At 57.1% G+C, this 22,956-nt stretch carries 13 protein-coding genes; 2 read left to right on the top strand and 11 right to left on the bottom strand.

Going from position 1 to position 22,956, the window contains the following annotated elements:
- Window positions 1-94: 94 nt before the first annotated feature.
- The 7 genes from CLM58_RS05765 to betC all read right to left on the bottom strand — a co-directional run bounded on the left by CLM58_RS05765 (window position 95) and on the right by betC (window position 10,071).
- Window positions 95-340 carry an acyl carrier protein gene (locus CLM58_RS05765; RefSeq protein WP_095594983.1) on the bottom strand — a complete coding sequence of 82 codons (246 nt, stop codon included), beginning with the start codon at window positions 338-340 and terminating at the stop codon, window positions 95-97.
- On the bottom strand, window positions 337-1,500 hold the full coding sequence (locus CLM58_RS05760) for a dihydrolipoamide acetyltransferase family protein (RefSeq protein ID WP_095594982.1): 1,164 nt from the start codon (window positions 1,498-1,500) through the stop codon (window positions 337-339). The genes CLM58_RS05765 and CLM58_RS05760 overlap by 4 nt, the downstream gene beginning before the upstream one ends.
- A gap of 1 nt (window position 1,501) precedes the next feature.
- On the bottom strand, window positions 1,502-3,496 hold the full coding sequence (pdhA, locus tag CLM58_RS05755; protein WP_095594981.1) for a pyruvate dehydrogenase (acetyl-transferring) E1 component subunit alpha: 1,995 nt from the start codon (window positions 3,494-3,496) through the stop codon (window positions 1,502-1,504).
- Window positions 3,493-5,232 carry an acetate--CoA ligase gene (acsA, locus tag CLM58_RS05750; protein ID WP_095594980.1) on the bottom strand — a complete coding sequence of 580 codons (1,740 nt, stop codon included), beginning with the start codon at window positions 5,230-5,232 and terminating at the stop codon, window positions 3,493-3,495. The genes pdhA and acsA overlap by 4 nt, the downstream gene beginning before the upstream one ends.
- Window positions 5,233-5,391: 159 nt before the next feature.
- Window positions 5,392-7,050: a choline dehydrogenase gene (gene betA, locus CLM58_RS05745; protein WP_095594979.1), complete on the bottom strand. Its 1,659-nt coding sequence runs from the start codon at window positions 7,048-7,050 to the stop codon at window positions 5,392-5,394.
- Window positions 7,051-7,060: 10 nt separating this feature from the next.
- The gene (betB, locus tag CLM58_RS05740; protein ID WP_095594978.1) at window positions 7,061-8,518 is read right to left on the bottom strand and encodes a betaine-aldehyde dehydrogenase; all 1,458 of its coding nucleotides are present in this window, start codon (window positions 8,516-8,518) and stop codon (window positions 7,061-7,063) included.
- 29 nt (window positions 8,519-8,547) lie between these two features.
- Window positions 8,548-10,071 (bottom strand): choline-sulfatase, encoded by a 1,524-nt coding sequence (betC, locus tag CLM58_RS05735; protein ID WP_095594977.1) that lies wholly within the window; start codon window positions 10,069-10,071, stop codon window positions 8,548-8,550.
- Between the two features lie 494 nt (window positions 10,072-10,565).
- Here betC and CLM58_RS05730 point away from each other — a divergent pair, with 494 nt between their 5' ends.
- Complete coding sequence (locus CLM58_RS05730; RefSeq protein ID WP_158221861.1) at window positions 10,566-11,597, top strand: Hint domain-containing protein; 1,032 nt, start codon at window positions 10,566-10,568, stop codon at window positions 11,595-11,597.
- Between the two features lie 89 nt (window positions 11,598-11,686).
- Here the strand turns inward: CLM58_RS05730 and CLM58_RS05725 are convergent, their stop codons facing one another.
- The 4 genes from CLM58_RS05725 to CLM58_RS05710 all read right to left on the bottom strand — a co-directional run bounded on the left by CLM58_RS05725 (window position 11,687) and on the right by CLM58_RS05710 (window position 19,392).
- Complete coding sequence (locus CLM58_RS05725; protein ID WP_095594975.1) at window positions 11,687-14,101, bottom strand: DUF3772 domain-containing protein; 2,415 nt, start codon at window positions 14,099-14,101, stop codon at window positions 11,687-11,689.
- Between the two features lie 362 nt (window positions 14,102-14,463).
- Entirely contained in the window at window positions 14,464-17,670 is a 3,207-nt protein-coding gene (locus CLM58_RS05720) for an efflux RND transporter permease subunit (protein WP_095594974.1), read from the bottom strand.
- On the bottom strand, window positions 17,663-18,616 hold the full coding sequence (locus CLM58_RS05715) for an efflux RND transporter periplasmic adaptor subunit (protein WP_229666154.1): 954 nt from the start codon (window positions 18,614-18,616) through the stop codon (window positions 17,663-17,665). Before CLM58_RS05715 ends, CLM58_RS05720 begins: the two co-directional genes overlap by 8 nt.
- 311 nt (window positions 18,617-18,927) lie before the next feature.
- A complete protein-coding gene (locus tag CLM58_RS05710; RefSeq protein WP_095594972.1) occupies window positions 18,928-19,392 on the bottom strand; it encodes an Lrp/AsnC family transcriptional regulator in 465 nt (154 codons plus the stop codon).
- A gap of 130 nt (window positions 19,393-19,522) precedes the next feature.
- On the opposite strand from CLM58_RS05710, the gene putA reads away from it, so the two are divergent.
- Complete coding sequence (putA, locus tag CLM58_RS05705) at window positions 19,523-22,918, top strand: bifunctional proline dehydrogenase/L-glutamate gamma-semialdehyde dehydrogenase PutA (protein WP_095594971.1); 3,396 nt, start codon at window positions 19,523-19,525, stop codon at window positions 22,916-22,918.
- The last annotated feature ends 38 nt before the right edge of the window (window positions 22,919-22,956 follow it).

Raw genomic sequence — 22,956 nt, 5'->3', positions numbered from 1 at the left:
CAGAATGCGTCGAGGCAACAGCGCTGGGACCGCAGGGCCGACGCTGGAATTTCAGATGATTGCCTTCGCTGCACCCAAGCAGCTTTGACGTAAGCTACTGAAGTTTAGACGATAAATATTGAACCGCTTTGGCCAAGGTTTCGATTTGGGGATAGTCGACCTCGGGTATCGAAACGCCCAAAGCCTCATCCAGAGCTGTGACAAGGTTCAAGACATCCATCGAATCCAGCTCCAGATCGTCTTGAATGTGATCATCATCAGACACATCGTCGGGCCCGATATCAGGTGCGATTTTGTTGAGCTCTTTCAAGAATATTTCTCTGATCTCTTTGTCGGTCATAGTTCCTCCGGCTTGGAAAGCTTGTCGGCCAGTATGGTTAGAAATTTGGAGGCTTGCCGCCCATCGCAGACCCGATGATCGGCAGATAGGACGAAACGCGTGACCTCTCGGGGAACGACCTTTTGGTCGACAACCCACGGTCGGATTTGGGGCGCACCCACTGTCAGCAAAGCTACCTGTGGTGGGAAGATCACGCCTGTCATCTTCTCAGCCCCGCTTTCGCCTAGGCTGGAGATTGTCAGCGTTCCACGGGTCATCTCGGACCCTTTCAGTCGGCCAGCCCTGGCCCGAGAGACAAGATCCCGCATGCCTTGCATGACCTCGGCCAGTGTCATCTGGTCGGTTTGAAGCAGCGCGGGCGCGACCAGCCCGCCGCCGCGCAAGGCAATGGCGACCCCGGTATTCACCTCATCAGACGGAAGAAAAGCGTCATCTTCATAGTGCCCGTTCAGCGCCTTCACGGACCGCGCTGCGATCGCCGCTGCTTTCACGAAAACCGCGCCCAGCAAGACCCGATCCGCAGGCGATCGGCCCTCGTTCTGGGTCGCCAGCCATTCAGAGACACCTTGGGTGTCGATGGTATGCGTGACAGAAAAATGGGGGATTTCTCTTTTGGAACGGCTCATGGCGGCAGCAACAGCTTTTCGCATCTCCGACATGGCCCCGCCAGGTTTCGGGCTGCTGGCCGGCGCCTTTGCTGCGGCCAGCACATCGTCCAGAACGATCGCCCCATCCGGACCGCTGCCCGTGACACCTGACAGGTCGAGGCCTGCGTCTTGTGCAGCGCGTCGCGCCGCGGGGCTTGCACGAAGACCAGACATCGCGGGCGCTGCCACAGCGGGTTTCGGGGGGGTCTTGGCGGCAACCTTTTCAGGGCGCGCGGCGGGCTCAGGCGATGGTTCCGGTGTGGTCAACGACGGCTCTTCCGCGTCGCCAATTTGGGCAAGGGGCTCGCCAACAGGAACTGTCTGACCGACTTGCGCCATCAGCTCAGACACCTTTCCCGCCTCGAAACATTCGATCTCTATCGCGCCTTTCTGCGTCTCGACAACGGCAACGATGTCGCCACGGCTGACCTCGTCTCCGGGTTTCACCAGCCACTCGACCAATGTGCCCGCCTCCATGTCGGCCCCCAAGGATGGCATCCTGAAAACACTCATGTCACGCCCGCCCCATCACTGCTTTGGCCGCCGCAATGATTGACGGCACCTGCGGGATGGACGCCTCTTCCAGATGTTTCGGATAGGGGATCGGAACTTCTGCTGCGCAGACCCTTTCCACTGGGGCATCCAGTGTCCAGAACCCTTGTTCGGTGATCCTGGCCGAGATTTCGGCTGCCAAAGATCCAGACCGCCATCCCTCATCCACGATAACCGCCCGTCGGGTTCGGGCAACGGACCCGATAATGGTTTCATCGTCCAATGGGCGCAGCGAGCGAAGGTCAATCACCTCGGCATCTATGCCCAGATCTGCCAGCTCATCCGCGGCCTGAAGCGTCTTGTGCAAAGAGCCGCCATAGGTGATCAGCGTCAGGTCCAATCCCTGCCTGCGGACCGCAGCTTTGGATATGTCGACAGGCCCGGCATTGGCATCGATCTTGCCGGCTTGGTTGTACAGCATGACGTTTTCGAAAATCAGCACAGGGTCGGGGTCTTGCAGCGCAGTCCACAGCATCCCGCGAGCGTCTTCCAGCGTTGCGGGCGCCAGAACCTTAAGCCCCGGGATATGCGCGTACCAACCTTCAAGGCTGTGCGAGTGTTGGGCGGCCAGTTGCTTGCCGGCCCCCGTGGCCATCCGGATGACAACCGGAACACCGAACTGCCCGCCGGACATGTGCCGCAGGGTGGCTGCGGTATTCATAATCTGATCCAACGCCAAGAGGCTAAAGTTCACGGTCATCAGTTCAACGATCGGTCGCATCCCCGCGCAGGCGGCCCCAATCCCGGCCCCGGTAAAACCCGATTCCGACAGGGGTGTATCCCGGATGCGATCCGGCCCGAACTCTGCCATCAACCCTTTGGAAACCGCGTAGCACCCGCCATAGGCCCCCACGTCCTCGCCCATCAAGAACACGTTCGGATCACGTGTCATCGCATCTGAAATCGCCGCGCGCACAGCTTCTCGGTAGGTCGTCTCGACCAGTTCACCTGAGCTTTCTGCCACCTCAACCGGCGGGACCTCGGCCGCCATGACATCTTTTGTGAGCGTGGCTAAGGGTTCCCATGTTCCGGCCTCGGCAAAGGCGACAGCCTCTTCGATTTCGGCTGCAACTTGTGTTTCGATCTCTGCGATATCTTCGTCCCGGATCAGCCCATTTTCCAGCAACCAGGATTGGAACCGCAGAATGGGTCCTTTCTGACGCCATTCCTCGACCTCTTGTTTGTCCCGATAAAGCTGGGCATCAAACATCGAATGCGGACGGAACCGGTAGGTCCGGCATTCAAGGAATACCGGCTTTCCAGTTTCGCGAATTTCGGTGATCGCTTTCATTGCGGCGGCCTCGACAGCCACAATGTCCATGCCATCCACCACACGCGCTTCGACACCGTAAGCGGCGGCTTTCCGACTGATGTCGACCTCGGACTCTGACCGGCTGAGGGCCGTTCCCATCGCATACCCGTTGTTTTCGCAGACAAAGAGCACGGGCAAATCCCACAAGGCCGCAAGGTTCATGGACTCGTGAAACTCGCCCTCGGCCACCGCACCTTCGCCAAAGAAACAGGTTGTCACCGATTTGTCCCCGCGCATTCGGTCCGCAAGGGCCAGACCTGCAGCCAACGGCAACCCACCGCCAACAATCGCGTTCCCACCGTAGAAATTCGTAGCGGCATCAAACAGATGCATCGACCCGCCGCGCCCGCCCGAACAGCCTTCGGCCTTGCCGTACATTTCCGCCATGACCGATGACATCGAAACGCCGCGCATCAGGGCGTGGCCGTGCTCGCGATAGGTGGCGACCACGCGGTCAGCCCCTGACAGCAACGGGATTATCCCCGCTGCGATCGCTTCTTCTCCGTCATACAGATGAAGGAAACCGCGGATCTTTTCCTGTGTGTAAAGCTCTGCGCATTTGTCCTCGAAGCGCCGGATGCGGATCATATCCTGCAACAGCTGGCGTACGTGGTCGTGGTCCAGTTTGGGTTTGTTAGCTGTCATGTCTCATCCGTCTCCAATGTCGAGATATCCCCTTCCGGCAAGCCCAAAGCGCGCGCTTTCAAAAGGCGCCTCATGATCTTGCCGGATCGCGTCTTGGGCAGGGTTTGGCGGAACACGATCTCACGCGGGGCGACTGCCGCGCCGAGCCGTTTGCGCGCCAGACCGCGAATGTCGCGCTCTAGGTCTTCGCTTGGGGATTGCCCGGGGTTCAAAGTTACAAAGGCTTTGACGATCTCGCCGGCGGTTTCGTCGGGGATGCCAATTACCGCAGCCTCCGCGACGGCATCGTGTTCGATGAGGGCGCTTTCGACCTCGAACGGACCGATCAGGTGACCCGAGGATTTGATCAGGTCATCCGCGCGTCCGACGAACCAGAAATACCCGTCCGCATCCCGCATCGCGAGGTCACCGGACAGGTACCAGCCGTCTTTAAAACATTTATCGTAGCGCGCCTGTTCATGCAGATATGCCCGCATCATCGAGGGCCAGCCGGGCCGCAGAGCAAGTTCGCCAATCTCGCCATCTGGCAGCTCTCGCAGGCCACCATCTTCGGCTTCCACGATCCCGGCCTCGATCCCCGGCAGCGGCTTGCCCATCGACCCCGGTTTGATATCGCGCGCCCGGGTATTGGCGATCATGATGCCGCCGGTTTCCGTTTGCCACCAGTTGTCATGGAATGGCTTGCCGAACACCTCATTCGACCAGATCACCGCCTCGGGGTTTAGGGGTTCGCCGACACTTGCCAGAAACTCTAGCGCGCTGAAATCGAACCCTTCGGTCGCCTCCTTACCCGCGCGCATCATCATCCGGATCGCGGTTGGCGCTGAATACCATATCGCCACACGCTCTTTCTCCAGAATGCCGTACCAGCGTTCCAGATTGAACTCGGCCTCGTCGATGATCATCGTGACACGGTTCACCAGAGGCGAGATGATCCCATAGGTCGTTCCCGTGACCCACCCCGGATCGGCGGTACACCAATAGGTGAGGCCGGGCTGAAGCTCTAATGCGTAGCGACCTGACAGGGCGTGATAGAGAACGGCGCCATGCACGTGAACCGCCCCCTTTGGGCGCCCCGTGGTGCCCGAGGTGAAATGAACAAGCGCGGGGTCTTCCGGCTGGGTATGCACCGCTTGAAAGGTGTCTGACGCCGCTTGCATGGCCGGGCCAAGGGCGACGCAGTCATCTGGTGCCTCGTCGCCGACAATCAGCACCAATTCGAGGGACGGAATCTCTGCCCGCCACGACGCAATCTTTCGCTTGTACATGGACTTTGTCGTCAACAGCACATTGGCGTCGCCAATTTCCATTCGGGTCTTCAGGGGTTCCGGCCCGAAGGCCGCGAAAAGTGGGGTGAACACCATTCCTGCCTTCAAGGTGCCAAGCGCTGCGGCGTAAAGCTCTGGCCGCCGGCCCATTGCAACAAACACGCGGGCACCCTTTTTCAGCCCGTGACTTTGAAGCAGATTGGCAAACTTGGAAGACGCAGCCGCCAGATCATGGTAGCTTAGCGTCTCGCGTTCGCCTTCCTTTGAATGCCAAATCAAGGCAGGCTGATCGCCGTGCCCCTCTTCCACATGTCGATCGACAGCCTCGAAACCGATGTTGATAGCGCCGTCCGGCAAGCCCGTCAGAAGCTCGCGACCAAGGTCATGCGCTGATTGGTCTGAGACCTCTCGGTCCAATTGCCAGCATGCAGACGCGCGATCTTCGGGTGTTTTTCCGATGATGCCCATAGCTATGTCCTCCCACCAAAAGTTTGGCGGCGAGACATGGTGGCGAACAATGATTCAAATCAATGACGGTGGGGAACGGCGTTATTTCAGCTTTTGGGCTTTAGAAAACACTTCCAAAAACCACCCTGCTAACAGGTAGCAGGGTCGCAATAGGCAAACTTATCGCTGCTTTACCTGCCACTCGGGGTGAAGCCACGGTTGTTCGTTAGCCGCGGGCAGCGGGTCCCGGCCCAGAATGTGATCGGAGGCCTTTTCGCCAACCAATATAGACGGCCCATTCAGGTTGCCGTTTGTTATCCGCGGGAAGATCGAACTGTCTGCAAGCCGCAAACCATCAACACCGATCACGCGCAGAGTGGGGTCCACGACGGCACCCGGATCGTCCCGGCGCCCCATCCGGCAGGTTCCACATGGGTGATAGGCACTTTCTGCGTGCTCTCTGATAAAGCCATCCAATTCATCATCAGATTGCAGGTCCACACCGGGCTGGATCTCGTGCTTTACATGCTCTGCCATTGCCTCTTGCCCGAAAATCTCGCGGGTAAGACGCAGGCACTTCCGGAAGTCGATCCAATCCTGCTCGGTCGACATATAGTTAAAGGCAATTCTAGGCGCCTCTTTGGGGTCGGCGCTTGTCAGGGTGATTTCCCCGCGGGAACTGGCGCGCATCGGGCCGGTATGGGCCTGAAACCCGTGGCCTTCCGCTGCGGCCTGCCCATCATATCGCACGGCGATCGGCAGGAAATGGTATTGGATGTCGGGATATTCCACCCCCGCATCGGAACGAATGAACGCCGCACTCTCGAATTGGTTCGAGGCACCCAAACCTGTCTTGGTGAGCAGCCATTGGGCACCGATCATCCCTTTCCAGAACAGGTTCCAATAGCGATAAAGCGTGATCGGTTGCTTGGCCGCGAACTGAAAATAGACCTCTAGATGGTCTTGCAGGTTCTGCCCGACACCGGGGCGATCAGCCACAACCTCAATTTCGTGTTCAGAAAGGTGAGAGGCCGGACCGATACCGGACAACATCAGGATTTTTGGCGAGTTGATAGAGCTTGCCGAGATGATCACCTCGGCATTGGCGTGGATCACCTCGATCTTGCCACCTCGTTCGATTTCGACCCCCACGGCACGACCGTCCCTGATCACCACCTTACGGACGAACCCGCGGACCAGATCGCAGTTGTCGCGTTTCAGGGCAGGCTTCAGATAAGCATTGGCTGCGGACCAGCGACGGCCCTTCCAGACGGTCTGCTCCATCGGGCCAAAGCCTTCTTGCTGCGCGCCGTTGTAGTCATCCGTCACCTGATACCCGGCCTCATGTCCCGCTTTGACAAACGCTGCATGAAGCGGGTTGTTGCGCGGCCCTCGGGTCACGTGCAAGGGGCCATCCGTGCCACGCCAGCTTGGGTCCCCACCATGCCCGCCGTCATGCCAACTTTCCATGCGTTTGAAGTACGGCAGCACATCGGCGTAAGCCCAGCCATCCGCACCGCTTTCGGCCCAATGGTCATAGTCGCGCGCATGTCCACGCACATAGACCATCCCGTTGATAGAGCTTGATCCTCCGATCACCTTGCCGCGCGGGGTGACAAGGGTGCGCCCCCCAAGATGCGGTTCAGGTTCTGACATAAAGCCCCAGTCATAGCGCGCCATGTTCATCGGGTAAGACAGGGCAGCTGGCATCTGGATCAAAGGACCTGCATCGGTCCCGCCGTATTCGATCACCAAGACGGACTTGCCCGCCTCGGCCAAACGGTACGCCATAGCGCAACCGGCAGAGCCCGCGCCAACGATGACATAATCTGCGCGCATGGTGTCCCCCTTAGAACGGAGCTTCTAGCTGGGATAACCGGACGTAGACGGTTTTCAGTTCGCTGTAATGCTCTATCGCGGCTTTGGAGTTTTCGCGCCCGACACCCGAAAGCTTTGAACCTCCGAACGGCGCCTCGACAGGGGCGTCATTGTAGGTGTTGATGTAACAGGTTCCGGCCTCGAACCCGGCCACGACGCGGTGGGCACGGGTCAGGTCTTTGGTGAAAACACCGGCGGCCAAGCCGAACTCTGTCGCGTTGGCGCGGGCCATGACCTCTGCTTCGGTGTCGAAATCCAGCACAGACAGGACAGGCCCAAAGATCTCTTCGCGCGCAATCGTCATGTCGTCGGTCACATCGGAAAACACCGTGGGCTCCAGAAAGAAACCTTTCCGGTCCAGACGATTGCCCCCGTAAGACAGCGTGGCCCCTTCGGCTTTGCCCTTTTCGATATAGCTTTCGACGATGGCCCTCTGGGCCTCGGAGACCATCGGCCCAAAGGACGTTTCGGGATCCATGGGATCGCCGATAACGGCATTGGCCAATCGTTCGGAAAGACGCTTCAGGAAAGCCGCCTTGATACCTTTCTGCACGAAGACGCGCGTGCCGTTCGAGCAAACCTGACCCGAGGAATAGAAATTCCCAAGGATCGCACCCGAGACGGCCGCCTCGACATCGGCGTCGTCGAAGATGATCAAGGGGGATTTGCCACCCAACTCCATGGTCACGTGCTTCATTTCAGCGGCGGCCGCGGCATAGACCTTTTTGCCAGTCGGCACCGATCCGGTCAGCGACACCTTGGCGACACGGGGGTCTGTTACCAGCGCGGCACCCACTTCACCCAGTCCCTGAATCACGTTGAAGACGCCCGGGGGCGCACCCGCTTCAACAAGGATTTCGGCGACCTTCAGGGCACAAAGCGGTGTGGTCTCTGAAGGTTTAAAAACAGAGGTGTTCCCACAGGCAAGCGCAGGCGCGGCCTTCCAGCAGGCGATCTGCGTCGGATAATTCCACGCACCGATACCCACACAAACCCCTAAAGCCTCGCGACGGGTATAGACGAAATCTCCGTCGGCCAACGGAATATGCTCTCCGGTCAGGCTGCCTGACAGCCCACCGAAATATTCCAGTGCATCGGCGCCTGACGTCGCATCCGCCAAGCTGGTCTCTTGGTAGGGTTTGCCCGTGTCCAGTGTTTCCAGGACAGACAGGTCGTGGTTTCTTTGGCGCATGATGTCAGCGGCCCGGCGCAGGATACGGCCGCGTTCGGTACCCGTCATCGCCGCCCACTCTGCCTGAGCCGCCTTTGCGGCAGCCAATGCCTTTTCAATGATCGTGGGCGTCGCGGAATAGACCGTTGCGATCACCTCTCCGGTGGCCGGATAGACCACGGGGATCGGCGTGCCGTCTTTATCCTCGACATATTCGCCATTGATGAAATGGCTCGCGATGGGTGCCGCGTCGATCATCTCGAAAAACCTCTTCCGTGTTCTTTTCGTCATTCGCCCCGGGGGAAGCGGGCGTCTTCTTCCACAACATTCAGATCCATGTGGTTCCGCATATATCTGGTACTGGCATCCTGAAATGGCTGAAAGTCCCAAGCTTGGTAGTTTCCTTTGCGCAACGCATCGTAAACCACCCAACGCCGGGCTTGGCTGGCACGAACATCAACGTCGAATTGATTCAAGTCCCACATCTGCCCCGCCAAGGAACGGAACTGATCCAACGTTTCTGAATAGGACGGATCATCGGCAAGGTTGGTCAACTCGTTCGGGTCCGCTTCGAGGTCAAACAGCTGTTCCGGGTCTAGCACACAGGCATTGTACTTGTACCGACCCTGACGCAGCGAGACCATCGGCGCGAAAGACGCTTCGGCCGCGTATTCCATCGCCACCGGGGTGGTGCGCGTCGCCCCCTGCCCAAGCGGCACGATGCTTTCGCCCGTGGTCCAAGGCAGAACATTGTCCATCTCTACCCCACCCAGATCGCAGAGCGTCGGGCAGATATCGATCAGACTGACCGGATCTTCGACCAACCCCGGCTTCATCTGCGGGGCCGAAATCATCAGGGGAACACGCGATGACCCCTCGAAAAAGCTCATCTTGAACCAAAGACCGCGTTCTCCAAGCATGTCACCATGGTCAGAGGTGAACAGGATAATCGTGTCTTCTTCTTGCCGCGTGCCGCGAAGCGCCTCCATCACGTCACCGATTTTGTCGTCGAGATAGCTGACATTGGCGAAATAGGCGCGCCGCGACCGGCGAATATCCTCTTCCGAGATATCGAAGTTGCGCCAGTCGTTGGCATCGAAAATCCGTTTGGAATGGGCGTCATGCGCGTCATATCCAAGATCGCCAATATTAGGCAGAAGATGCTCGCAATCTTCGTAAAGGTCCCAGTACTTTTTGCGCGCGACATACGGGTCGTGCGGATGAGTGAAACTAACCGTCAAACACCAAGGGCGTTCGTCCTTCCCTCGGGCAAGATCATAGATCTTGCGGGTCGCGTTATAGGCAACCTCGTCATCATATTCCATTTGGTTGGAAATCTCGGCGACCCCAGCCCCGGTGACGGAGCCCATATTGTGGTACCACCAGTCGATACGCTCTCCGGGCTTGCGATAGTCTGGCGTCCAGCCAAAGTCGCCGGGGTAGATATCGGTGGTCAGGCGCTCTTCGAACCCGTGCAGCTGGTCCGGTCCGACGAAATGCATCTTGCCGGAAAGGCAGGTGTGATAGCCCGCGCTGCGCAGGTGATGCGCATAGGTTGGCATATCCGCCGAAAGCGGAGCCGCGTTGTCATAGACACCCGTCCCCGATGGCAATTGCCCGGTCATAAAGCTTGCCCGCGCCGGCGAGCACAGCGGAGAGGGTGTGTAGCTGTTGGCAAATCGCGTCGATCTTTGTGCCAGCTTCCTAAGGTTCGGTGTATGCAACCAATCTGCCGGACCATCCGGAAACAGGGTGCCAGTTAACTGGTCAACCATAAAGATCAGGATGTTGGGTTGTTTGCGGTCTGGCATGCGCGGGGCCCCATAGAAGTTGTCACTGGCTTGGCCTGTCGGGGATGGGCACAGCGCTGCGCGTCGCCGAAGGACATTCAAAGCCTGAGTTTTACAGGTGATCCAGCACGATGTGGGGGAAAGCGTCAAGCTTGCTGTATTCACTAAGCTTGTCTACGCAACTTAGCATCCCCTCCCCACCCCCTTCCAAAAAACAATGGGGCCCGGTCTTTCTTACCAGATCCAAGGGGACAGTCCGATTTCAACAATGAATATCTTAGGTTTGAGTGTCATGGGGCAAACACGGAAACAATCCCATTTCGAAGTTTAGAGCTGAACCAGAACTTCAGATAACCCCTTAAGTCTGGGGATACTTTAGCTCAACAATCACTGCCTCATCCAAGTCGAATGCCTTCACACATCCATTTGACGCCACGTTATTTAGCCACCTTCTTTACCTGAAGGTCAGCCGCCCAAGTTTCGCCACATTCATTATCGAATTGCAAACATGAATCGTGAATACAGGTAAAAACATGGTAGAGTACAGTTTCGCATTTTACGCGTTCGATCAAATCGATACTTCCGGGCTTGATGCAAACTATTTGACTGATACCGTCGCGGTTGGTGGTTCTTTTACTGTGAACTCCGGTGCGGTGCTCACAGACATTACCGTCAATGATGACGATGACATTTTTCACGATGGGTATATTGACCCGCAGGGCGCAGCTTCGCAAACGCTGGTGAATCCCATCACTATTAACGGGACAACCTATAATACTGGTGACGTTGTGGAGCTAGAGTTTCGCATCGACACGGACTCCGGAGAAAGCTTTTATTTTCTTAGGATTGATGGAGTTAATGTCGGGATTTTGGGCACGACACAACCAGACCCGGGCACAACATATACAATAGACCCCGAAGCCGTTTCCGGAGAATTCGATGGGCAAGCCATTCCATTCGATTCAATAGCCTGTTTCACCCGCGGCACGCGCATCACCACGAAAGAGGGTGATAAATGCGTTGAAGAATTGAAAGTCGGCGACCTTATCAAAACTCTGGACCACGGATATCAGCCACTGCGTTGGATTGGTCATCGGAATCTCAGCGCTCAAGAACTCGAGCAGCATCCAAATCTTGCGCCGATTTTGTTTAAACCTGGTAGCCGGGGAAATTCGGCGCCTCTTATGGTTTCACCGCAGCATAGAATGCTGGTCAATGATTGGAGGGTCGAGCTGCATTTCGGTTGCCAGAGTGTTCTTGCACCAGCGAAATCACTGATCAACGACGACGACATAGTCCAAGTTCAGCCAGAATGCGGAGTCGTGTATTACCATCTGTTGTTTGACGACCATCAGATCATTTTCGGCGAGGGTGTCGCCAGCGAAAGCTTTCATCCAAGTGGTAGTGGTCTCGATGGGTTTTCGCGATTGGCTTTGGCCGAGTTGCTGCAACTGTTCCCTGAGCTTGAATCCCTCAGCTCTCAAAGCTTGGCAGCACCTGCCGTCAAATGTCGGGAAATACGCGCAGCGCTGGATCTCGCTTCCTAGACGTTTAGACTTGTAACAACTTTCCGAAGAGGTCCGTTGCCTTTTGCGCGTGGCCCTTCAGAGTTTCCAGCAGCACCTTAACCAAAGCTTCAGTCAGTGCCGACAGGACCTGAACCCGGCGCGATTGGTTTCGTGCCCGCTGCCTGCTCTGGTCCAAATTGCTTGATGTGAATGTCCCGCTGTGGAAACGGAATTTCGATCTCTGCTTCACGAAACGCATCATCAATTGCAAGGCACAGATCACTGGTAACCGCGATGGTTGCTTCGATATCCGCCAAGAAGCAGCGCAGCTCAAAATTGAGAGCGCTATCGCCAAACCCACGGAAGACGGCGACTGGTTCCGGTTGCTTCAGCACTTCCGGATTCGCATGGGCGATATCGGTTAGAATGTCACGGATCTTTCGAAGGTTAGAGCCATAGGCGACGCCGACCGGGATAATGACCCGTCCCATCTTGTCCGCATATGTCCAGTTTGTGACCGCGTCCGAGATCAGCTGAGAATTGGGAACAAACACGCTTGCGCGATCAAATGTTTGAATTTCAGTGGCGCGCACCTTGATCCGCTTCACATAGCCTTGGGTGCCTCCAACGACCACCCAGTCTCCGACCTGTACGGGGCGCTCCACCAATAGGATAAGACCCGAAACGAAATTGTTCACGACGTTCTGCAGACCGAAACCGATCCCGACTGACAGGGCCCCTGCCACGATCGCAAGGTTAGAAAGATCCAAGCCTAGGGCAGAAAATCCAGCAGCAGCCGCGATGATAATGCCGACATACCCCACAGCGGTTTTGACGGACTGTCGAATTCCTGAATCAAGCTGGGTTTGTGGCAGGACCCGTTCCGCCAATAGGCGCTGAACAAAACGAGAGACAAAGACCAGACCGACGAACAGAACGACTGCGATGAACAGGTTCGATAGCGAGAAGGTGAAATTGCCAACCTGGAAACCGAACACGGCCTGATAAAGCAATTCCGCGACATCCTTACGATCAGCCCCCCACAGGAACAGGCCAACCAAAATGCCCAGCATGCCGAGCATGATGTCATAGGCAAGGCCAAGCCAGAAATTGGTGCGTAAGGTGCTGGCCTCATCCATCTCCAGTGATTTATGCATCCATTCACTTAGCCAGTTCTCTTGGACCAGCGCCTGGTGAATGAATTCGCGCCCCAATCGATGCAGAATTAGGATCAGGATCAGAAGCCCGGACGTCAGGACGACTTGCGTAAGCACATACCGCGCCAGCGCGACATAGCCAAAAGCCCCGGCGATCAACAGGCCGGCGATCAGAACCGCCGCAAGGATGCGCAGCCCTTGCCAGCGCGGCGGGCCAACGCCGTCCTCCAGCCGCCAAAGTTTCTGACGTAACATTAGGACGAGAAGCAGCCCCCCCAGAGTCAGGCTTAGCCCAAAGTCCTGTAGCGCTGTAACCGAAAGGCGCGCGCTGAAGGCCACGACGATCTCAGTGATCACCACATCAACCGCAAATGCCACGGCCATTGCGACGACGATCCACCAGATCCCCCGCGCAAGATTTGTCGGGACAGCCACAATGCGCCAGTTCGGTCGCCTTGGGGCCAAAGAGGCCCGGAAGAACGCAACGGTCCATGAGAACAGCACAATCCCTAGCACGATCGCCCACACGATACTTTCTGCTGTTTCGGTTAACAGACCGGCGCTGACGATCGCGACATATACCAGCAACGCGGCAAGTGTCGGCGCCAATGCGTCTGTAGCGCCGACGACAAGGGTCGCGCGTAACGCCTGCATGTAATTCGGTTTTGTGATCGACGGATCTCGACCGTATCGCCGCAGCAACCAGTTGTGGACAGGCCAGACAAGAAGAGCGGCGAAAACCACTGCCGCCACCAATGCGAATAGAGATTCTCGCACGCGCGCTTCGAATTGCGGTGACGCTACATAGCTCTTCGTCGACCGGATCAGCCTCGTGCCAATCGCAGTTATTTCCGGCTTCGCGTTTTTCCAAACCTCGGGCGAGACTGGGGATGGGCCGCGCGCGAATATCCTTGCGGCAAAGCGCGAACGCCTGATTTGCGCCAAGTTGGACGTTAGCAAAGCGACGCGTGTCAGCACCAAGTCGGCCTCCAGAAGGGGCCCTGCGATCGCATCCAGAGAGTCTTTCAGTTCTTCCCTCTTGGCGGCGACGGTATCGGGTTCAGGCTCTTCCCCTTCTGCTGGGGCTGGTCCCATCGCATCAATTTGTTGCTGGATGCCCTCAAGCGCCGGGGTCGTGGCCGAAATCCATTCTCGCGCCTCATCCCGTGTCGCGTCCAATTCGTCACGGATTTGCGAAAGGGCCTCGTCGCTATTATCTGGCTGGTCCAGTTTTTCGGCAATCTCGTCAAGCTTGGCTGTCCACCCCGCGCGCAAAGCTTCAGACGCAACCAACGGATCCGGCTGAGATTGCGCGAGAGCGCCCTGCGACAAGCCAATTTGGCACGCCAGACCGATTACCTGAATGAGAAAAAGAGCTCTTACCATTCGATCAACACTTACCGCCTTGTTTAAGAACCTGTTACCAGCGCAGGCAAAACGAGATCTACCTCAAGTATCGGTTACAAAAGCTCTCATTTCAAATTGCCGATTGGGGTCTGCTAAGAGGTTCGGCACCTTCCAATTGGAACACGTTCAATATGAAGATGTCAGATAAATAGGCCTTGACGCAAATCAACTAGGGCCGGACCAACTTTAAGGTTCGGGCGGGTCTCAGAGTACTTACTCAGTCAAGCAATGCACCCACCTGAAAGGCGTTGTCTAAATAGACCTACGGGCAGTTTGTCAGAGGAGGATAAACACCCTCCTCTGACCAGCTATTTAGCAATCCCCGAAGGCGCAAAGCGTCTTCAGGTTCTGAACACCCTGTAGATAGCCGGGATCACCAGAACGGTTAGCAAAGTGGAACTCAGTAGCCCGAACAGAAGTGACAACGCCAAACCTTGGAAGATGGGGTCAGCCAAGATCACGGCAGCACCAATCATCGCAGCAACGGCGGTCAGCAGAATTGGCTTGAACCGAATTGCACCTGCTTCGATCAGGGTTTCAATCTTGTCCTTCTCTGGATCGGCGTGGCGGATGAAATCCACCAGAAGGATCGAGTTTCGGACGATGATGCCGGCAAGAGCGATGAACCCGATCATGGAAGGCGCAGAGAACGGCGCCCCAAACAGCCAGTGCCCACCCATGATACCCATGAAGGTCAGCGGAATGGGCGTCAGGATCACCAACGGCAACTTGAAGGACCCGAACTGGGCCACGACAAGGATATAGATGCCAAGAAGTGCCACGGCAAAGGCCGCGCCCATGTCTCGGAACGTGATCCGGGTGACTTCCCACTCTCCATCCCAAAGCAAGGTCACCGCGCTTTCATCTTCGGGCTGCCCGTTCAGGCGGATGACGGGCTTGGTCCCTTCTTCCCAGTCCATGGCGTCCAAAGCCTCGGCCACGGCAAGCATACCATAGAGGGGGGCCTCGAAGTCGCCTGCAAGTTCGGCCATGACCATCTCTGCGGCGCGACCGTTGTGACGGAAGATCGGGAAGGACGCGGTCTCTTGGCTGATCTCCACCACATCGCCCAGTTCCACGACACCTCTGGCGCCGGGCAGAACGTTGGCTGGGATCGGTGTCGACAGGAAGCGCTCGTCCAGCACACGATCCGCCTTGTCCCGTTCGACGGTGATCGGGATCGGGTACCGGCCTTCACCGCGGTGCGAATAGCCGACCGTGGTGCCATGGTTCAAAAGTGCGAGTGTCGTGAAGACATCCTGCTCCTGCACTCCGAAGAACTCTAGCTGGTCGCTGGAAATGGTTGCCCGCAGCCTGCGCGGCTGAACCCCGAAGCTGTCGTCAACATCCACAACGTAGGGAATGGATTCGAACGCTTCGCGGATTTTGGTGGCAGAGGCGCGACGTGTCTCGCCATCCGGGCCATAGACCTCGGCCAGCAGCGTTGCGATGACCGGCGGGCCGGGAGGCGGCTCTACCGTTTTCAGGCTGGCTCCTGCGGGGATATCCAGCTGCGAAATCCGCTCTCGGATTTCCAGCGCGATTTCATGGCTAGAGCGTTCACGATGTTCCTTGTGTTCAAGGTTGATCTGCACGTCACCCATATGCGGCTGCGTCCGCAAGTAATAGTGCCGCACCAGACCATTGAAGTTAAACGGTGCGGCAGCGCCCGCATGTGTCTGAACCGAATGGACTTCGTGCAGCTGTAAAACTTCGCGCGCCACGCTTTGGGCAACAGCATCGGTATCTTCGACCGAAGCGCCCTCGGGCAGGTCAATCACAACGGCCAGTTCAGACTTATTGTCGAAGGGCAGAAGTTTGACGGTCACATCGCGTGAATACAGCAGACCAAGCGAGCCGAAAGAGACCATCGCTGCGATCAACAGGAACATCAGGCTGCGTGTCTTCGTACGCAGCAACGGACGAGCGACGGCGCTGTAGATGCGACCCAAAGCACCACCGTGATGCCCATCGGATCCGTGATCATGCGCCAGCGCGCCACCTGCGATCTTGATCATCAGCCAAGGTGTAATGATCACCGCCACGAAAAACGAAAAGATCATCGCAGCCGAGGCATTGGCTGGGATCGGGCTCATATAGGGGCCCATAAGACCAGACACGAACAACATCGGAAGCAGTGCTGCGACAACGGTTAGCGTCGCGACGATGGTTGGGTTGCCAACTTCGGCCACGGCGCGGATCGCCTTGGTCACACGGTTTGCCTTGTCGGGCATCCCCCAATGGCGGGCGATGTTCTCGATCACCACGATGGCGTCATCAACTAGAATCCCGATCGAGAAAATCAGCGCGAAAAGCGAGACGCGATTGAGCGTGTAGCCCATCACCCAAGCGGCAAAGAGCGTCAGCAAAATGGTGACGGGGATCACCACAGCCACCACGATGCTTTCCCGCCAACCAATGGTGAACAGGACCAGCGCAACAATCGAAACCGTTGCCAAACCAAGATGGAACAGAAGTTCGTTGGCTTTTTCGTTGGCTGTTTCGCCATAGTCGCGCGTCACTTCGACTTCCATCGTGTCGGGGATCAGCTTGTGCTCTAGCGCGTGAACCCGATGCAAGATCTGCTCGGCCACGTCGACCGCATTGGCACCGGCGCGTTTGGCAAGGGCAAGAGTAACTGCTGGTCTACGCGAAATCTCTCCGTCTTCACTTCGGGTGACATTGGCAACGATTTTGTCCGATGTGTCGGGCACAAAGCTGACATCAGCAACGTCGCGCACATAGACGGGGCGATTGTCACGTGTGGTCAGCAACAGGTTTGCGACCTCTGACGGCGCATGTAGCGTGTCGCCTGCGACAAGTGCGATCTGCTCTCTGTTGTCGCGGATGAGCCCTGTGTTGAAAGTGCGATTTGCGCCTTCCACCTTGCCCACAAGCTGCTGCAAGGTAACGCCATAAAGCGCAAGGCGCTCTGGGTCCGGGGCAATTCGAATGGCTTCGGGGGACTCTCCGACCAGATAGGTCAGGCCGACATTCTGAATCTTGGACAGTTCGACCTGAAGCTCTCTGGCGACCCGTGTCAGGTCGTTTGCCGTGACGCTGTCTGCCCCGTGTTGGGGCGTCAGGGTCAGCGATACAATGGCCACATCATCAATGCCGCGCCCCACGATCAAGGGCTCCCCGATGCCAACAGGGATCCGGTCCATGTTGGCCCGCACTTTGTCATGCACGCGCAGGATCGCCGTATCCGCAGGTGTTCCCACCAAGAAGCGCGCCATCACCAACGCATAGTCATCGCTGGTCTGGGAATATACGTGCTCTACCTCGTTGATACCCTGAACAATGGACTCCAACGGTTCGGTTACCAACTTGGCCGCGTCTTCAGCTTTCAAGCCCGGGGCTTGGACATGGATATCCACCATTGGAACCGAAATTTGCGGTTCCTCTTCGCGTGGCAGACTAACAAGTGCGACAAGGCCAACCGCCAATGCCGCAAGGATCATCAAAGGCGTCAGCGCCGATTGGATGAAGGCTTTGGTCAACCCGCCGGCGATGCCGAGGGGTGAGTTCGAATTTTCCTCACTCATGGCCGATCACCAATTGCTCGCCTTCCGACGCGCCGGATAGGATTTCGACCATGGCTTGACCGTTCACATCTCGTAGCGGCCCCAAAACAACGGCGCGCTGAACAGGCTCTGCATCACCAGCGATAGTCACGAAATCCAGCCCCATGCGGCTTTCCACAGCCTCTGAAGGGACCATCAGCGCGGTCGTCTGCCCAACAGGCAGGCGCACAAGAACTCGCGCATCCACGAAATCGGTGGCCAGACCTTCGACATCGACATCAACGACAACACGGCCGTTTTCAATCAGCGGATAGACCTTGGCGATCGAGCCAAGGGTTTCTGCACCATCGCTTCCGATCCGAATTTCAGCGCCTTCGTCCAGAAACTCTGCATGGCGCTCTGGTACGGCCAGTCGCAGGTAGAAGCCTCCACCGCCAACCTCTGCAATGGCTTCACCCGAAACCACTACTGATCCTTCGGTAACCGGCACCTTAAGAATGGTGCCCGAAATCGGGGCCAGCACAGCGCCTTCTGCCTCGCGCTGCTTCAATACACTGCGCTCTGCTTCTACCGTATCGATCTGACCGACCAGCACATCTACTTGCGTACGCAACTGATCCAGCCGTTGAACCGTCGTCACGCCGCGCTCTAGCAGGTTTTCACCACGTTCAAGTTCAGCTTCGGCGTTTTCCAACTGCGCCTGCAATGCACGCAGGTTCGCGTCGATCGCACCAAGTTGTAGGGTAAGCTTCTCGTCAAAGATGGTCGCGATTTTCTGGCCTTGATTGACCAAAGACCCCTCGCTGACCCCCACACTTTGGATGGTCCCCCCAAGTCGGGCACGGGCAGGCACGCGGTTCCGGGCCTCTACTCGCCCGAAAACAGCCTTCCAGTCGGTCAACTCGACAGTTTGGACTGTCGTAGCTTCCTCAGCCCAACCACCGGCTGGCATCAAAAAAATTATCATAGCGAGAAACATTCTAAGCATCTTGGATGCTCCTATTCATCTGGACAGGTCAATATATGCAATTTTTTGAATATTTATCAAGAGACCTAAAATTGTTGGGATAAAAGCAGAATACCGAGCCTGACCAATGAAACAAGCTTTGTCCTAAAACCCCAAAAGCCAGATCACCGCGTTCAACTTAGAGGCTAATATGAAGCAAGGTTGCGTTTGCGGCGATCACGACCGCATCAACAGGATTGGCAGCCTTCTCAGGAATCCTTTCGGCCCGAAACGACCAGCTAAGGAATAAGCCCCTGCGGATACGACTCAGCTTAAACGTGGACAGCATTCTCCTCGACCACAGCCTCCATGGCGACATAGGTCGAAGTAGAACTCACATAAGGTAAAGCGGAAAGCGACTCTGCCATGATCCGGCGATAGTCCTCAATCGTGCGAGATCGGACCTTCAGAAGATAGTCGAAGCCACCAGCAATCATATAGCATTCTTCGACCTCTGGGATGGCCCGAACTGCGTCGTTGAAGGCCTGAAGTGCGGCTTCACGCGTGTCATCCAGACGGACCTCAACGAATGTTACGTGGCTAAGGCCCAGCTTGATCGGCGAAAGCATCGCGCGATAACCTGTGATCAGGCCAATCTCCTCCAGATGCCGGACACGGGCGGCAACGGGCGTTTTGGACAGGTTCACGCGACGCGCAAGCTCAACGATTGAAATCCGGGCGTCAGAAGTGAGCTCGCTGAGGATTCTCCTATCAATTTCATCCAAACCTACCTCCATCGACTGCAAGTAACCCCATTATTAGCCAAAACGACCATCATTTTAGCAAACTGCAGGCACACAGACCAGCGCTTCAGGCGTAAATTATGAAAAGCCGCAACAGAACCCACCCACCCCCTGAGGCAAAGCCATGGACCAAAGATTCAGCACCACCGCCAAGTTTGAGAATGAGAACGAGCTTCTGTCAAAACTTGTTGAAACTGCAGCATTGAGCGATGAGGTGCGTGCTTCCATTTCACGCAACGCTGCCGATCTGGTCGAACGTATCCGGTCAGAGGTGAAGCCGAGCCTAATGGAGTATTTCCTGGCGGAATACGGACTGTCCACTCAGGAAGGTGTGGCCTTGATGTGTTTGGCCGAGGCTATGCTGAGAGTACCGGACGCAGAAACCATCGATGTGCTGATCGAAGATAAGATTGCGCCATCTGATTGGGGGAAACACCTTGGGGCGGCGTCCTCATCGCTGGTCAATGCGTCTACTTGGGCTTTGATGTTGACTGGCCGTGTCTTGGACGACGAAAAGCCTGGCGTTGCCGGGGTGCTGCGCGGTGCGATCAAGCGGGTCGGAGAACCGGTAATCCGAACTGCCGTAGGGCGGGCCATGCGAGAGATGGGGCGCCAGTTTGTACTAGGAGAAACCATCGACGCGGCCCTGAAGCGGGCGCGCGATCTGGAAACGCGCGGCTATACTTATAGCTATGACATGCTGGGCGAGGCGGCGATGACCATGGCCGACGCCGAACGCTATGCTCAAAGTTATTCCAACGCTATTGCGTCAATCGCCGTTGCCTGCACCAATGACGCCGTCGCCGAAAACCCCGGTATTTCCATCAAGCTTTCGGCGCTACACCCGCGCTATGAGGTTTCTCAAGAAGACCGCGTCATGGCTGAACTTGTTCCGGTTGTGCTTCAGCTTGCTCAGCAGGCGAAAGCGGCTGGCATGGGTTTTAACATCGACGCGGAAGAGCAAGACCGCTTGGTCCTGTCCCTGAAAGTGATCGACGCCGTCCTGTCCGACCCATCTCTGGAAGGCTGGGATGGCTTCGGCGTCGTGGTACAGGCCTACAGCAAGCGAGCCGGATCGGTACTGGATTGGCTTTATGAAACTGCTACACGGCTTGATCGCAGGATCATGGTTCGGCTCGTCAAAGGCGCCTATTGGGACACCGAAATGAAGCTGGCCCAAATCGAAGGCCACCCGGACTTCCCCCTGTTCACGTCCAAAGCGGCGACCGATGTCAGCTACATCGCAAATGCGAAGATGCTTTTTGAATATAGCGACCGCATCTACCCGCAATTTGCTACCCACAATGCACATACGGTTGCGGCGATCCTGACTATGGCCAAAGATCGTCCGTTCGAGTTCCAGCGACTGCATGGCATGGGCGAACGGCTTCATGAAATCGTACTGAAAGACACTAAGGGACGTTGCCGCATCTATGCCCCTGTCGGAGAACATCAGGACTTGCTGGCCTATTTGGTCCGCCGCCTGCTGGAGAACGGCGCGAACTCTAGCTTCGTACACCAAATTGTGGACGAATGTGTCTCTGCCGCTGACATTGCGCGGGACCCTTTTCTCGCGCTTCAAACCGCCCGCCCCCCGCAGGGTTTGCGAAAACCTGCTGACATTTTCGAAGACGAGCGCAAGAACTCCCAAGGCGCGGACCTAAGTGATGCTGAAACGGTTACTCGTATCAAGCAACTGCGGCCAACGGCGCTACCAGATGTGGAGCCAATTACTGCGGGGCAAGCGACAGGGGCCCTAGAAGCTGTCAACTCGCCGACGACCGGCGATCAGATAGCGGCTGTGACAGTTTCGGACTCGGAAACCATCTCTCGAGCCATCGCCCATGCATCGACATGGGACGCGCCGGTGAGTGAGAGGGCCCGCGTCTTGCGACACGCGGCGGAACTCTACGAGGCCAACCTTGGCCCGATCTTCACTGCGCTTGCGAAAGAAGCAGGCAAGACATGGCTCGATGCGATTGGAGAGCTACGCGAGGCAGTCGATTTCCTGCGCTACTACGCAACGCAAGCCGAAAGGGACCGGCCAGTGCCCCGCGGCGTGTTTGCCGCCATCAGCCCGTGGAATTTCCCTCTGGCGATTTTTACTGGGCAAATCTCTGCCGCGCTGGCCGCCGGGAATGGTGTCTTAGCTAAACCGGCCGAGCAGACACCGGTCATTGCCGCAATAGCCGTACGGCTGTTGCACGAGGCAGGCGTGCCGCGTTCCGCACTGCAACTGCTACCGGGACCCGGCCAAACGGTGGGAGCAGCCCTGACCCATGATCCTCGGATCGCAGGTGTTGTCTTCACCGGCTCGACCGAAACAGCAAAGTTGATTCAAGCCTCAATGGCTGAACGCCTAGCTCCCGGAGCACCGCTTATCGCTGAAACCGGTGGATTGAACGCGATGATTGTCGACAGCACTGCGCTGCCGGAACAAGCGGTCCGCGACATCGTTGCTTCAGCCTTCCAATCTGCAGGTCAACGCTGCTCTGCCCTGCGTTGCCTCTATGTTCAGGAAGACATCGCCCCCAGCTTGATCGAAATGATCAAAGGCGCCATGGACGAGCTTCGGATCGGCGACCCTTGGGATCTATCGACAGACATTGGCCCCGTGATCGACACCGACGCACTGGCGACCATCCAAAACCACATCGGCCAGGCAGAAAATGAAGGGCGCGTACTGCACCGATTGCACGTGCCGGAACGAGGCACTTTCGCTGCACCGACTTTGATATCTGTGAGCGGCATTTCCGACTTGGATCGCGAGATATTCGGGCCGGTCCTGCATGTCGCAACTTTCAAGTCCAGCGATATCCATCAGGTCATCGCTGATATCAACAACTCTGGCTACGGATTGACCTTTGGGTTGCACACGAGGATCGACTCTCGAGTGCAGGAAATTGCGGACGGCGTTCATGCAGGCAACATCTATGTAAACCGGAACCAGATTGGTGCAGTTGTCGGATCACAACCCTTTGGCGGAGAAGGCCTGTCCGGCACTGGCCCAAAAGCGGGTGGCCCGCTTTACCTGCCTCGGTTCGCTCGCCCACAATCCGCAACGAAAACGGGCGACTGGTCGCAACCAGCGAATCTGAAGACCCTCAACCAACGGGTAGAGGAAGCCGCTGTCCCCACTGATGTTTCAAGCCGCTCCCTGCCCGGGCCGACGGGCGAGGCCAACACGTACTACGTGCTGTCGCGTGGACCGATCCTGTGTATGGGACCGGGGCCCGAAGCCGCCGAAGCGCAGGCGAAGGCCGTTCGCGACCTTGGAGGTTGCTCTGTGACAACTAACGGATCGCTTGCGCCCGAGGTTTTGATCACTCTCGCTCGGATCCAAGGGGTGATCTGGTGGGGGCGCGGTGGTGAAGAGTACGCGCGCGCCTTGGCACGACGGGCTGGGCCAATCGTACCGCTGATCTCTGCCATGCCCGACAAAGCCCACATCATGCACGAACGGCATCTGTGTGTTGATACGACCGCAGCCGGTGGCAACGCCGCCCTATTGGCAGGTTAGCCTGAATTGGTCAGAAACCATGATTGCCTGTGTCCTGA

The organism is Actibacterium pelagium, assembly GCF_002285415.1.
GTDB classification, from domain to species: domain Bacteria; phylum Pseudomonadota; class Alphaproteobacteria; order Rhodobacterales; family Rhodobacteraceae; genus Actibacterium_B; species Actibacterium_B pelagium.
This window is presented reverse-complemented; position numbering and strand designations above follow the sequence as displayed.